General features: G+C 57.7%; 11 protein-coding genes and 1 riboswitch. Of the genes, 3 read left to right on the forward strand and 8 right to left on the reverse strand.

All coding sequences use genetic code 11. From position 1 onward, the window contains the following. Positions 1–66: 66 nt before the first annotated feature. Positions 67–228: riboswitch (FMN riboswitch) on the reverse strand. A 236-nt stretch (positions 229–464) separates the two neighbouring features. After that, positions 465–1943, reverse strand: a complete 1479-nt coding sequence (gene ilvC / locus LQ901_RS13190) for a ketol-acid reductoisomerase (protein ID WP_233672315.1) — start codon at positions 1941–1943, stop codon at positions 465–467. 312 nt (positions 1944–2255) lie between these two features. Here ilvC and ilvY point away from each other — a divergent pair, with 312 nt between their 5' ends. Beyond that, positions 2256–3143, forward strand: coding sequence for an HTH-type transcriptional activator IlvY (gene ilvY / locus LQ901_RS13195; RefSeq protein WP_010862910.1), 888 nt, complete (start codon positions 2256–2258; stop codon positions 3141–3143). A gap of 127 nt (positions 3144–3270) precedes the next feature. Here the strand turns inward: ilvY and ilvA are convergent, their stop codons facing one another. The 5 genes from ilvA to ilvG all read right to left on the reverse strand — a co-directional run bounded on the left by ilvA (position 3271) and on the right by ilvG (position 9792). Next, positions 3271–4818: a threonine ammonia-lyase, biosynthetic gene (gene ilvA, locus LQ901_RS13200; protein ID WP_233672316.1), complete on the reverse strand. Its 1548-nt coding sequence runs from the start codon at positions 4816–4818 to the stop codon at positions 3271–3273. Positions 4819–4821: 3 nt separating this feature from the next. Next, complete coding sequence (gene ilvD, locus LQ901_RS13205; protein ID WP_152138275.1) at positions 4822–6672, reverse strand: dihydroxy-acid dehydratase; 1851 nt, start codon at positions 6670–6672, stop codon at positions 4822–4824. A gap of 165 nt (positions 6673–6837) precedes the next feature. Then, entirely contained in the window at positions 6838–7767 is a 930-nt protein-coding gene (locus LQ901_RS13210; RefSeq protein ID WP_167550108.1) for a branched-chain amino acid transaminase, read from the reverse strand. Positions 7768–7792: 25 nt separating this feature from the next. Beyond that, the gene (ilvM, locus tag LQ901_RS13215; protein WP_230405891.1) at positions 7793–8116 is read right to left on the reverse strand and encodes an acetolactate synthase 2 small subunit; all 324 of its coding nucleotides are present in this window, start codon (positions 8114–8116) and stop codon (positions 7793–7795) included. Next, positions 8116–9792: an acetolactate synthase 2 catalytic subunit gene (gene ilvG / locus LQ901_RS13220; protein WP_152136791.1), complete on the reverse strand. Its 1677-nt coding sequence runs from the start codon at positions 9790–9792 to the stop codon at positions 8116–8118. The genes ilvM and ilvG overlap by 1 nt, the downstream gene beginning before the upstream one ends. A 505-nt stretch (positions 9793–10297) precedes the next feature. On the opposite strand from ilvG, the gene LQ901_RS13225 reads away from it, so the two are divergent. After that, on the forward strand, positions 10298–11848 hold the full coding sequence (locus LQ901_RS13225; protein ID WP_152136790.1) for a YifB family Mg chelatase-like AAA ATPase: 1551 nt from the start codon (positions 10298–10300) through the stop codon (positions 11846–11848). 49 nt (positions 11849–11897) lie between these two features. Here LQ901_RS13225 and LQ901_RS13230 read toward each other — a convergent pair whose 3' ends face one another. After that, positions 11898–12236 carry a DUF413 domain-containing protein gene (locus tag LQ901_RS13230; RefSeq protein ID WP_010862918.1) on the reverse strand — a complete coding sequence of 113 codons (339 nt, stop codon included), beginning with the start codon at positions 12234–12236 and terminating at the stop codon, positions 11898–11900. A gap of 123 nt (positions 12237–12359) precedes the next feature. On the opposite strand from LQ901_RS13230, the gene hdfR reads away from it, so the two are divergent. Next, a complete protein-coding gene (gene hdfR / locus LQ901_RS13235) occupies positions 12360–13202 on the forward strand; it encodes an HTH-type transcriptional regulator HdfR (RefSeq protein WP_064977053.1) in 843 nt (280 codons plus the stop codon). Positions 13203–13348: 146 nt separating this feature from the next. Here the strand turns inward: hdfR and LQ901_RS13240 are convergent, their stop codons facing one another. Then, positions 13349–13978, reverse strand: coding sequence for a DsbA family protein (locus LQ901_RS13240; protein WP_036769310.1), 630 nt, complete (start codon positions 13976–13978; stop codon positions 13349–13351). Positions 13979–13985: the final 7 nt, after the last annotated feature.

Raw genomic sequence — 13985 nt, forward strand, 5'->3', positions numbered from 1 at the left:
AGCGCAGCCGATTGGCCGATCACCAGACAATAACAACCAGCTGCCATCGGCAGTGTAGTTGCGTGTCGTCACTCTCTTCTATCCGGACTATAACCGTCGGCCCCGGCTTCTCACCGGATCTGCTGACCCTACCAAGGTATGGCAGGCGCTCGCGGGCTGCTGCCGTTATGCCGCTGACATAAGACAGATACCGCCGGTGGGGACTTACACCCCGCCCTGAGAATTTAACCTCCCGAGCATAACGCCAAGCCTGCGCGGCGGCAATCACTTGGCCGCAAGAAGCGGGTTCGATCACGAAAAAAAGGGGCCGCAACCAGTAACACACCTCATCAGCGGCACAAACCCAAACCACGTGTCATTGCAGGTAAGCGGCAAGTAGAACGGGTATAAAAAAGCCCGGCCAAAGCCGGGCAACAGTTTGCTTAATGTGATTTAGCGGAAAACGTTATGGTGCAGGGCGCCGCTTAACCGGCCACGCTGATTTTCTTCATGTCGGTCATATAACCGCGCAGAATCTGACCAATCACCTCAATCGGGTGGTTACGAATCGCTTCATTGACCACGCGCAGCGCGGCGTTATCCACTCCTGCGGCAGGCACTGGCTGACCCAGATCGCCTGGTTGCAACGTTGGCATCAGCTGATCACGCAGCAATGGCACTGCGGCATTGGCAAACAGGTAGTTACCGTATTCTGCGGTATCGGAGATCACCACATTCATCTCATACAGACGCTTACGGGCAATGGTGTTGGCAATCAGCGGTAACTCGTGCAGTGATTCATAGTATGCTGACTCTGGATAAATACCGGACGCCACCATGGTCTCAAACGCCAATTCCACCCCAGCTTTAACCATCGCCACCATCACGGTGCCTTGGTCAAAGTAGGTTTGCTCTTCAATCTTACCGCTATAGACCGGCGCATTTTCAAATGCACTGTCACCGGTTTCGGCGCGCCAGGTCAGCAGTTTGACATCATCTTCGGCCCAATCGGCCATCATGCCGGCAGAGAACTCGCCGCTGATGATGTCATCCATGTGTTTTTCAAACAGCGGACGCAAAATCTGCTTAATCTGCTCAGACAGCGCAAAAGCGCGCAGTTTGGCCGGATTCGACAGACGATCCAGCATCAAGGTGATGCCGCCTTGCTTGAGTGCTTCGGTAATGGTTTCCCAACCGAACTGGACCAACTTACCGGCATAAGCCGGATCGGTACCTTCCGCCACCAGCTGGTCATAGCACAATAACGAACCGGCCTGCAGCATGCCGCACAAAATGGTCTGCTCGCCCATCAGGTCAGATTTCACTTCGGCGACAAAAGAGGACTCCAGCACCCCGGCGCGATCGCCACCGGTCGCCACCGCCCACGCTTTGGCAATCGCCAAGCCTTCGCGCTGTGGATCGTTTTCTGGGTGCACCGCAATCAGGGTCGGCACACCAAAACCGCGTTTGTACTCTTCGCGCACTTCAGTACCCGGGCACTTCGGCGCCACCATCACCACGGTGATGTCTTTACGGATCTGCTCGCCCACTTCCACGATGTTAAAGCCGTGCGAGTAACCTAAGGCCGCGCCTTGCTTCATCAATGGCATTACCGTTTGCACCACCGCGGAGTGCTGTTTGTCTGGGGTCAGGTTCACCACCAGATCGGCTTGCGGGATCAGCTCTGCATAGGTGCCGACCACAAAACCGTTGTCGGTGGCTTTTTTCCACGACGCTCGGCGCTCCGCAATCGCTTCATCACGCAGCGCATACGCCACCTCTAAACCCGAATCGCGCATATTCAGGCCTTGATTCAGACCTTGGGCGCCACAGCCAACAATCACCACTTTCTTGCCTTTCAGGTACTCGGCACCGGCCGCAAACTCATCGCGCGCCATAAAGCGGCATTTGCCCAGTTGCGCCAGCTGCTGGCGTAAATTCAAGGTATTAAAATAGTTAGCCATGACAAACTCTCCGTGATTCAGGTCCGTGGCACTGCATGTAGGTCGGCAAGCAGCGCCGCGCTAAGGCTTTCGGGTAAGCATCAATTCCATTCTCCGGCCACTGTGACCGGCGCCGATGGCTGTTGCCGCAGGGTTAACGATGTAAAGCCTGCGTAAGCAATCGGTGGCGTTAATCTGATACTAGGCGAAGATTGTCGTTGCTTAAATTGATATATTCCGAATATGGTATTGCATTATTTGCAACGTAATGGATGCGGCCAATACCCGCGCTCCCTGCGCGGCCTACAGCGCTAATCCTATGGAGAGTGGCAGATGGAACTGCGTGATTTGAAACTGTTTTTGCATCTGGCCGACAGCTGCCATTTTGGCCGCAGCGCCCAAGCTTGCCATGTCAGCCCCTCCACCTTATCGCGCCAAATTCAGCGCTTAGAAGAGGAAGCCGGGCAACCGTTGTTTGTGCGCGATAACCGCAGCGTCACCCTGACCGATGCCGGCCGTCAGCTGCGCCACTTTGCCGAGCAGACCTTGCTCAATTGGCAGCAGCTACAACATCAGCTGCGCCCACAAGCCGATGATCTGCAAGGGGAGCTGCGTCTGTTTTGCTCGGTGACCGCCGCCTACAGCCACTTGCCGGCCATTTTGGACCGCTTTCGCCTGCGTTACCCGAAAGTGGAGATCAAACTCAGCACCGGCGATGCGGCCGATGCGGTGGGGCGCGTGTTGCAAGATGCGGCAGATTTGGCGATCGCCGCCCGCCCCGAGCCGCTACCGGCCTCGGCGGCGTTTGTCTCGCTTGGCGAAATTCCGCTGGCGCTGGTGATCCCCGCCATGGCCTGTCAGGTGCGCCAACAAGTCTTACAACAGCCGGTGCCGTGGGCACAGGTGCCGTTTATCTTGCCGGAGCACGGCCCAGCGCGGCGACGTATCGAACAGTGGCTGCGCCGCCGACATGTCACACATCCGCACATATATGCGACCGTCGCCGGCCATGAAGCCATAGTGTCGATGGTGGCGCTCGGTTGTGGGGTGGCCGCCATTCCCACCGTGGTGGTGGAAAACAGCCCGGTACGTGATCGGGTGGCCAAATTGGAAGTGGAATCGCTGGATTTTGTGCCGTTTGATCTGGGGGTCTGCGCGCAGAAAAAACGCTTACATGAGCCGCTATTAGCCGCGTTTTGGGATACGGTCAGCGCGCCATAATCCCCATCCGCCTCGCGTACCACTGATCATAAGAAAACCCCAACCGCACCACAGCAAAAATAAAAGCCATCCCTAATAGGGATGGCTCTGAGTGGCAATTTTGGTGGTTAAGTGCGCAATAACGCCGTTAACGGGCAAGAAAATAACGAAACGCCGGGTTATCGGTCTCATCATGGGCCACATAACCGAGCTCTTGCAGATGACGGTCAAACGCTGACTGCTCATCTGGCGGCAAGGCAAAGGCGGCCAGTACCCGACCGTAATCGGCGCCGTGGTTACGATAATGGAATAAGGTGATATTCCAGCGCGTACCCAGCATCTGCAAAAAGCGCAGCAACGCCCCCGGACACTCAGGAAACTCCACGCTGTACAACCGCTCACTCAAGGCCTGCGCCGGACGGCCACCCACCATGTAACGCACATGCAGTTTGGCCAGCTCGTCATCGGATAAATCAAGGGTGTCATAGCCCCCCGCGCGCAGCTCGCTGACAATCTCTTGCCGCTCACTGATGCCACGGGTCAAGCGCACCCCGACCAGAATGCTGGCGTTGTCCGGATCGGCATAGCGGTAGTTAAACTCGGTGACCGAACGCCCGCCCAGCAACTGACAAAATTGCAGGAAGCTGCCTTTGCGCTCAGGAATAGTCACCGCCAGCAAGGCTTCGCGTTGCTCGCCCAGCTCACAGCGCTCGGAAACATAACGCAGACCATGGAAATTGAGGTTGGCGCCAGACAACACATGCGCCAACCGCTCACCTTGGATGCCGTGCAGCTGGACATATTTTTTTAGTCCGGCCAGCGATAAGGCGCCAGAAGGCTCAGAAACTGCGCGCACATCGTCAAACAAATCTTTCATCGCCGCACAGATGGCATCGTTATCCACCGTCACCACGTCATCCAGATAGTGCTGACACAGGCGGAAGGTTTCGTCGCCGATGCGCTTCACCGCCACGCCATCGGCAAACATACCAACTCGCGCCAGATCCACCGGCGCACCGGCTTCTAATGCCGCCTGCAAACAGGCAGCGTCTTCCGATTCAACGCCGATCACTTTGACTTGCGGCATCAACTGCTTGATAACCACCGCCATACCCGCCGCCAAACCGCCACCACCGACCGGCACAAACACCCGATCCAGATGCACGTCTTGCTGTAATAACTCCAGCGCCAACGTGCCTTGCCCGGCGATCACCGCCGGATGGTCAAACGGAGGGATAAAGGTCAGCCCTTGTTCGTGCGCCAAGGCAATCGCCTTGGCCTTGGCTTCATCGAAGTTATCGCCGTGCAGCAATACCTCAGCGCCAAAACCGCGCACTGCCTCCACCTTGATATCTGGGGTAGTTCGCGGCATCACAATCAAGGCTTTCAAGCCTTGGCGACTGGCGGACAGCGCTACCCCTTGGGCATGGTTACCGGCCGAGGCGGCGACCACCCCAGCGGCTTTTTGTGCTGGCGACAACGTGGCAATCATGGCGTGCGCCCCACGCAGCTTAAAGCTGTGCACCGGCTGGCGATCTTCGCGTTTGACCAGCACACAGTTACCGAGGCGCGCCGAGAGCTTATCCATCGCCTGCAACGGGGTAACCTGCGCAACCTCATACACCGGCGCTTGCACCACCGCGCGTAGGTACTCTAACGCTTGTGGCTGCGCGCTGAGAAAATCCGCTTGCGACATGGGTTACTCCTCTAGCTTGCTGCGATCGCGCACCGCGCCGCGATCGGCACTGGTGGCCAAGCTGGCGTAGGCGCGCAGCGCCAGTGATACTGGACGCTGACGATCGACCGGCTTCCACGCCAGCTTACCGCGCGCCTGCATGGCCGCAGCTCGGGCGGCCAACGTTGCCTCATCCACTTCCAGCACGATGCTGCGCTGTGGGATATCAATGGCAATCAGATCGCCTTCTTCCACCAGCGCAATCACCCCACCGCTGGCCGCTTCTGGCGACACGTGACCAATCGACAACCCAGATGTGCCGCCCGAAAAACGGCCATCGGTGATCAGGGCGCACGCTTTGCCCAATCCCATCGATTTGAGGTAACTGGTTGGGTACAGCATCTCTTGCATTCCCGGTCCGCCCTTTGGCCCTTCGTAGCGGATCAGCACCACATCACCGGCGTTGATCTGACCGCCCAAAATCGCCTCCACCGCGCTATCTTGGCTTTCAAATACCCGCGCCGGACCACGGAACAGTAAATTCTCCGCCTCTACCCCAGCGGTTTTGACGATGCAGCCGTTTTGCGCCAGATTGCCGGACAACACCGCCAACCCGCCATCTTGGCTGTACGCATGTTCGCGGCGGCGGATACAGCCCTGCTCGCGATCGTCATCCAGCGTTGGCCAGCGGCAGGCTTGGGAAAAGGCGCGCGTGGTGCGAATACCGGCTGGGCCAGCGCGGAACATCTCGCGCACCGCCGGATCGTCCGTTTGCATGATGTCGTAGCGCGCCAGCGTATCGGTTAAATTCAGTTGCAGCACATTGCGCACTTCGCGATTGAGCAAACCAGCACGGTCAAGTTCACCAAGAATCCCCATCACGCCACCCGCGCGGTGGACGTCTTCCATGTGATATTTCTGGGTGCTTGGCGCGACTTTACACAGGTGCGGCACTTGGCGTGATAAGCGGTCGATATCATCCATACCAAAATCGACCTCCGCTTCCTGCGCCGCCGCTAACAGGTGCAATACGGTGTTGGTAGAGCCGCCCATGGCGATATCCAGCACCATGGCGTTTTCAAACGCCGCCTTACTGGCAATGCTACGTGGCAGTACGCGCGCATCGTCCTGTTCATAATATTGCTTAGTCAAACTCACAATGCGCTGGCCAGCTTGCACGAACAGCTCACGGCGATCGGCGTGGGTCGCCAACAGTGAACCGTTGCCGGGTAAGCTCAAGCCTAAGGCTTCGGTCAGGCAGTTCATGGAGTTGGCGGTAAACATGCCCGAGCAAGAGCCGCAGGTTGGACAGGCCGAGCGCTCGACCTGTTGGCTTTGTTCATCGGAAACCTTGGGATCGGCGCCTTGGATCATGGCATCGACCAGATCCAGCTTGATGATTTGATCCGAGAGTTTGGTTTTACCGGCTTCCATCGGGCCGCCGGAGACAAAGATCACCGGGATATTGAGACGCAGCGCAGCCATCAGCATTCCGGGGGTGATTTTGTCGCAGTTGGAGATACACACCATGGCATCGGCGCAGTGGGCGTTCACCATATACTCGACCGAATCGGCAATTAACTCTCGCGATGGCAGGGAATACAACATACCGCCGTGGCCCATGGCGATCCCATCATCCACCGCGATGGTGTTGAACTCTTTGGCGACCCCGCCCGCCGCTTCAATTTCACCAGCAACCAACGCGCCTAAATCACGCAGGTGCACATGGCCCGGCACAAACTGGGTAAAGGAGTTCACCACCGCAATAATCGGCTTACCAAAATCACTTTCTTGCATGCCGGTGGCACGCCACAGTGCGCGTGCGCCCGCCATATTACGGCCATGCGTGGTGGTTGCGGAGCGGTACTTCGCCATGAAAATCATCCCTGTGTTGAGACGGCGGCGCTTCGCGCGCGCCGTAGAAAAACGGTATCGACGGCACTGTATCTACTGCATCGACTGCAGTATCACGACGGCCATCAGGCCGCCGCAAAGCTTATGCTGTTACTCGTGCCGATCTGCGTGTACAAATAGTCAGACTTACGGATTCACCGGATCCAACCAGCCCCACTTGTCTTCGGTTTCGCCACTGAACAGCCCGAAGAACGCCTGTTGCAAACGCTCGGTCACAGGACCGCGGCGGCCAATACCGACTTCGATACCATCAATGCTGCGCACCGGGGTGATTTCCGCGGCGGTGCCGGTCATAAACACTTCATCGGCCAGATACAGTGCTTCGCGGGCAATCACTTCTTCGCGTACTTCGTAGCCCAGATCGCGCGCCAAGGTGGTGATCGCATCGCGAGTGATCCCCGGCAGTGAGGCGCAAGTCGATGGCGGGGTGTAAATCACGTTGTTTTTAATCACAAACAGGTTCTCACCCGCCCCTTCCGAAACATAGCCGCGCACATCCAGCGCAATGCCTTCGGCGTAACCGTGACGGCGCGCTTCGCTACCCACCAGCAAGGAAGACAGATAGTTACCGCCAGCTTTGGCCGCGGTCGGAATGGTGTTGGGTGCAGCGCGATTCCACGACGACACCATCGCATCCACCCCTTGTTGCAGCGCTTCTTCGCCCAGATAGGCGCCCCACGGGAAAGCGGCGATGATCAAGTCACACTGATAGCCCGGTGGTGGATTGACCCCTAATCCCACATCACCGATAAAGGCCAACGGACGAATGTAGGCACTCTCCAGATGGTTGTCGCGCAAGGTGGCGCGGCATGCCTCCATCAGCTGCTCTAACGAATAAGGGATCGGGAAACGGTAGATTTTGGCGGAGTCCAGCAGGCGCTGCATGTGCTCACGGTGACGGAAGACCACCGGGCCTTTTGGCGTGTTGTAGCAGCGGATCCCCTCAAACACCGACGTGCCATAGTGCATAGCGTGGGACAATACGTGTACTTTGGCCTCAGCCCAAGGCACCATCTCACCGTTAAACCAAATAAAATCTGCTTTCTTGCTCATCATTTCATCCTTGTCGCTTGGCCGTGCTTCAGGCACGGATCATCGGGTGGGGGGCGGCCAACATACCGTTACTGTCAGACTGTACAGCCCGCAGACAGACACTGGCGACATCAATCAATTTACCCAGCTGGGCGGATAACTGCTCCACCGGCCGCTCACTGCAGACCGTAAGCTCAATATTGACACGATCCGCGGCGTCTGCCAGCACCATATTCATGGCCCAGACCTGAAAACCGCGATGCCGTGTTACACGTAATACACGCTCGGCCACTTCCGGACAAAAACGCGCATCGACCACCAACGTGTGCATCGCATTGTGGTTTGCCTGGGTATGGCTAATTGGGGATGTCATCACAGCGCCTCCAGCATAGTGTCATTTCCGGCGCCCGGTGGAACCAGTGGCCAGACGTTGTCCTGTTCGTTAATCCGTACATGCAGCAGATAAGGGCCTGGGCTTGCCAGCATGGTTTCCAGCGCATCGGCCACTTGATCTTGGCGCCAGATTTGCTGACCTGGGATGCCAAACGCCGATGCTAACGTCAGGAAATCGGGGTTATCCGATAAATCGGTTTCGCTGAAGCGGCCAGCAAAAAACAGCGATTGCCACTGCCGCACCATGCCCAGGCGCTGGTTATCCAGCAGTACGATTTTTACCGGCAGACGCCGGCGCTTAAGGGTGCCGAGCTCTTGCACGTTCATCATGAACGAGCCATCGCCGGAAACGCAGATCACGCAATCTTGTGGCCGCGCCATCTGCGCGCCCACCGCTGCCGGTAACCCAAAGCCCATCGTGCCCAGACCGGCGGAGGTCAGCAGATCGTGCGGAGAAGTAAACTGCATATGTTGAGCGACCCACATCTGGTGTTGGCCCACATCGGTGGTCACCACGCTGGTGCGCGGACGGCGCTGTGACAGCGTGCGCAGCAGCGCCGGAGCATCAATGCGCTCACCGTGCTCTGCCGCGGCATAATCCCACGCATGCTCGGCATTGAGCGCATCAATCTGCGCCAACCACGGCGCGATGCTAAGCGGCGCGGTCAGTGCCGCACTGAGGGCTGGCAGTAACGCCCGCAGATCGCCGTGTAATGCCACATCGGGACGGCGCAATTTGCCAAATTCGGCGCTGTCGATATCCAGATGGATCACCTTGGCGTCAGGGGCAAAGGTGTCCAACTTGCCGGTCACCCGGTCATCAAAACGTGCCCCGACCACCAGCAGCAAATCGCACTGCTGCACCGCCAGATTGGCCGCTTTACTGCCGTGCATGCCAAGCATGCCTAAGTAGTAGGGATGGTGCGGATCGACCGCGCCCAAGCCTTTCAGAGTCGCCACCGACGGCATGGCGCTGTGGCGCAGTAAGGCGTTCAGCTGCGCGCTCGCGCCGGCCAAGGCCACGCCACCACCGACATACAGCATCGGGCGCTGCGCGGCTTGCAGCAACTGCTGGGCCTGCGCCAGTGCCGATGGCGGGCAACTAGGCTGCGGCACATCAGCCACTGCCAACGGCTGCGGACGAATAGCCATCAGTTGAATATCTTTGGGAATATCGACCAACACCGGCCCCGGACGGCCACTGCTGGCCACGCGGAAGGCTTCGGCCAGTACCGAGGTCAGCTCCTCAGGACGACGCACTAAAAAACTGTGCTTGGTACAAGCCAAAGAAAGACCGAGCACATCCACTTCCTGAAAGGCATCGGTGCCAATCAGTGGGCTGGCCACTTGACCGGTGATCGCCACCACCGGCACCGAATCCAGCAACGCATCGGCCAAACCGGTGATCAAATTGGTGGCACCCGGGCCAGACGTGGCGATACAGACCCCAACGCGACCGCTCGCCCGGGCATAACCGATCGCCGCCATCGCCGCTCCTTGCTCATGACGGCATAGCAGGTGCTCGACGCCGCCATCATACAGGGCGTCATACACCGGCATAATCGCACCGCCCGGATAACCGAACACTGTCTCCACCCCTTGCGCTCGCAAGGCCTCTACCACCCATTGGGCTCCCGTTCGCTGCGATCCCGTCATGGCTTTACCTCATCTGCTCATGGCGGGTACGGATGCTTGGCGTGTCACTCATGCTCTGTACTCCTTGTGAATATGGCCACCGGTATTCCTGTACGAAAAAGCCCCCGGACCTTTCGGTGCGGGGGCTTCTCGTTTTCCGGCTTGCCTGTCTGTTAGTCAGTCTGCCGTTTGCCAAGTGCGACCCCGCGCGGTGAGATAATAATCACCACGTTGACGATAATTAGGGTTAGCACGGCACGGATAGACTGCATAAGTCGAATTCTTTCCCGGATTTATAGTGTTTAGTTGTTGTGTTTGTCTGCTGACCACGCCTCCGGCAATGAGAGCCCGGTCATGCTTTGCACAATTAAAGAGGTATCACAGCTGTTCAGTTTTTGACAACTTATTTTTGCGAAAATCTTCGCGCATCTAAAAAGCGCCTGAATAACAAACTGATTTTTAAGGGTAAAAATGAAGCTCTTTTTTTGCCCTCGTAGGCGCTCATCACAAGGAACACTCCACCGCTATGTCACTGGCCATTATTCACTGCCGCGCCAGCATCGGCGTGCAGGCACCGGCAGTTACCATCGAGGTGCATATCAGCGCCGGTTTGCCGGGGCTGACGCTGGTTGGTCTGGCCGAAACCTCGGTCAAAGAGGCGCGCGATCGGGTGCGCAGTGCGCTGCTCAATAGCGGGCTGGAATTCCCCGCTCGGCGCATTACCGTTAACTTGGCACCCGCCGATCTGCCCAAGGAAGGTGGCCGTTTCGACTTGCCGATCGCCCTCGGCATTCTGGCCGCCTCAGGGCAAATTGATGACCGTGCGCTGGCTCGCTATGAATTTACTGGCGAGTTAGCGCTCTCCGGTGAATTGCGCGCCGTTACTGGCGTGATCCCAGCGGTGATGGCCGCCCATAGCGCCGGCCGACAGCTGATTTTACCGGCTGCCAATGCCACTCAAGCGGGATTAGTGGGCAATGCCGCACCGTTGGTAGCGGAAAATCTGGCGCAAGTCTGCGCGCACTTAAACGGCAAACAGCCGCTAGCGCATCAAACGCCACTTGCAGCCAGTGCCACGCTAACGCCATCTAGCGCCGATTTGCAGGACATCATAGGTCAACAGCAAGCCAAACGGGCGTTGGAGATTGCCGCCGCCGGCCAACACAATTTGCTGCTACTTGGCCCGCCGGGCACCGGCAAAACCATGCTCGCTAGCCGACTGCGTGACTTGTTACCGCCGCTCAGTGACGCGCAAGCGCTGGAAACTGCCGCGATTGGCTCGTTAGTGCACCAAGACATTCATGCCGGTAACTGGAAACAGCGCCCGTTTCGCGCCCCGCACCACAGCGCCTCGCAAGCGGCCTTGGTCGGTGGCGGTAGCCTGCCGCGCCCGGGTGAGATCTCGCTAGCCCATAACGGGATTTTGTTTTTGGATGAATTACCGGAATTTGATCGCAAGGTGCTCGATGCGCTGCGCGAGCCGTTGGAATCCGGGGAGATCATTATCTCGCGCGCCCAAGCCAAAGTGCGTTTTCCCGCTCGTTTTCAGCTGATTGCCGCCATGAACCCCAGCCCAAGCGGCCACTATCAAGGCACGCATAACCGCAGCTCACCGCAACAAGTGCTGCGCTATTTAAGCCGTTTATCCGGCCCGTTTTTAGATAGGTTTGATTTATCGATTGAAGTGCCACTGCTGCCACAAGGCAGTTTGAGTGGGACGCCGCAGCGCGGCGAGAGCAGTGCCGAGGTTCGAGAGCGCATCCTGCGCTGTCGCGAGCGGCAACTGGCGCGGCGTGGTAAACTCAATGCCGAACTGGGTAGCCGTGAAGTGGAGCAAGATTGCCATTTAAACAGCCAAGATGCGCTGTTTTTAGAGCAAACCTTGTGTCGACTCGGATTGTCGGTGCGTGCCTATCACCGGATCTTGAAAGTGGCGCGCACACTGGCTGATTTGGCCGCCGAGCCGCATTTGCAGCGCCAGCATCTGGCCGAAGCCCTCGGCTATCGCGCCATGGATCGCGTCTTACAGCACCTTGGCCGCGTCGCCAATGGCCAATCGACGCCAGAGCCAGAGTAAGTGCGCCAATGTACGGCAAAAAAAACGGCGCCATCAGGCGCCGGTTGTTTTACTCATCGCTGTCGGTGTAGTCTTCCGCTGCATCGGCCTGCGGCTTACCGCCAGACAGGGTATGAAAACGCTTCGGACGCCGCGTATTGTCACGGTACTTGATCCAAACCTTTTCATTTTCCGTTGCTGCTGAACGCTCGCCGTGGCATACCGCCACGAACAGTTGCTCTTCTTCCGTGGCCGGCTGGCGCTTGCCAGAGTCCAGCTCATCGAAAGCGGCACCCAGACGCTCGAGAATCTGTGCTTCCTTGATGGTGAAATCGCCATGACGGGCGAAACCACGCGGATAATGCTTATTATCGAAGAAGCGACGTGTTGTTACAAAGCTTTCCGCCATAATGAGACACGCTCCTAAAGTATCATGGTCGTGTGGTTTATGGCGCGGAGTATTAGTGAGGCTTGACGCCGCTGTAAAACAAAATATTTTTATCGTTATGATGAGTTTTTTTGGAGATGGGACGTGGATACCGAATTACTGAAAACCTTTATTGCCGTGAGTAAAACCCGGCACTTCGGTAAAGCCGCTGAATCCCTGTACCTGACCCAGTCCGCCGTGAGCTTTCGGATCCGCCAGCTAGAGAGTCAGTTGGGGGTGGTGTTATTCAATCGTCATCGCCATAACATCCAGCTCACCGCGGCAGGCGAGCGCTTGGTGCCGTATGCCCGCACCCTGCTGCAAACCTGGCAACAGGCTCGGCAGGAAGTGACCGAATCGCCGCAGCAAGGCCAGCCGCTGCGCCTCAGTGCGCCGGCCTGCCTGTGGGAAGCGGGATTGACCGACTGGCTGGGCCGGCTCAGCGAACAACACCCACAGCAGCCGCTGCGCACCCTGATCAGCAGCTCCCGCTCCGTGAGCCGTCAGTTAGCCGAACAAGAGTGTGATTTGGCCTTCAGCCTCGATCTGCCGCGCAGCGAAGAGATTAACGCCCTCGCCTGCGGTGAAATCCGGTTACAATTAGGCACTAACCTGCCGAGTGGGGTACGGCTGCGACCTGAGCAATATTGCCGCATCGACTGGGGCAACGCGTTTATCCAGCAACAAGCGGTGTGGTTTGCGCCGGATCATCCACCTCGGCTACAAAGCGAGTCGTTGCTGCAAACCTTGCAGCATCTGCATCATCAGCCGGGCTGTGCCTTTATCCCCGATCAGCTGGCGGCAAGCCAACTACCGGCGCAGTGGCGTGTACAAGCCGATTTCCCACCGCAAGTCTTTACCCTGCATGCACTGTGGCCAGCCAATAGCCCACACGATGCGCGCCTACGGGAATTGCTGCAAACGCCAGTGTTTCCCTCATTGATCTGAGGGCTAACATAGACTGCACACAACAGCGCCGAAAACAGCTCGAGGGTGAGACACAGACCACGCCTCTCACCCTCCGCGCGAGTCACTGACCAACGCCCTTGCGTTTACATCGCTGTTTTTACATTGCGGTTTTTACATAGCAGAGCTTAGGCGCGCGGCTGTTGCAGCAGGAATTTCACTACGCCATCGTAGCTTTGGATAAACTGCTCGGTAGAATCCGCCGGCAAGCCGCCCATGTTAATCTGGTATTTGCCATCAATGATCACGGTCGGCACACCGCGCAGCTCATAGGCTTGCGCCGCTTGCTGTTGCTTGGCGACCAGCGCGTTGACCATGAAACTGTTCAGCGCCGAGTCATACTCTTGTGCACTTACCCCGATTTGCAAAAAGGCATTGCGGATATCGGCCACGCTGTTGATGGTGCGGGTTTTCTGGATCCCGTTAAACAGCACCGGTTGGATCTGCTTTTCTACCCCCAGCGCCATCGCCACCGCCCACGCGCGGGTCAAATCCGGCCCTAACGGCCCTAAAAAATCGACGTGATATTGGATAAATTCACCGTCTTTTGGCAGCGCTGATTCGATCTTAGCCGGCAGGCCATAATCATACTCAAACGCGTAACAATGCGGACAATAAAACGAGAAAAACTCTAGTGCTTGTGGCTTGGCGGTGGCCGGTTTATCAAAGGTGGTGTACTGCTTGCCATCGGTGAATTCCGCAGCCTGCAGTGCTGGGCTGAATGCGGGAGCCGCCAATAATAACGTTGCCACCAGCATCCCTACT

This window comes from Plesiomonas sp. PI-19, from assembly GCF_021368255.1.
Classification (GTDB): domain Bacteria; phylum Pseudomonadota; class Gammaproteobacteria; order Enterobacterales; family CAMTGL01; genus Plesiomonas; species Plesiomonas shigelloides.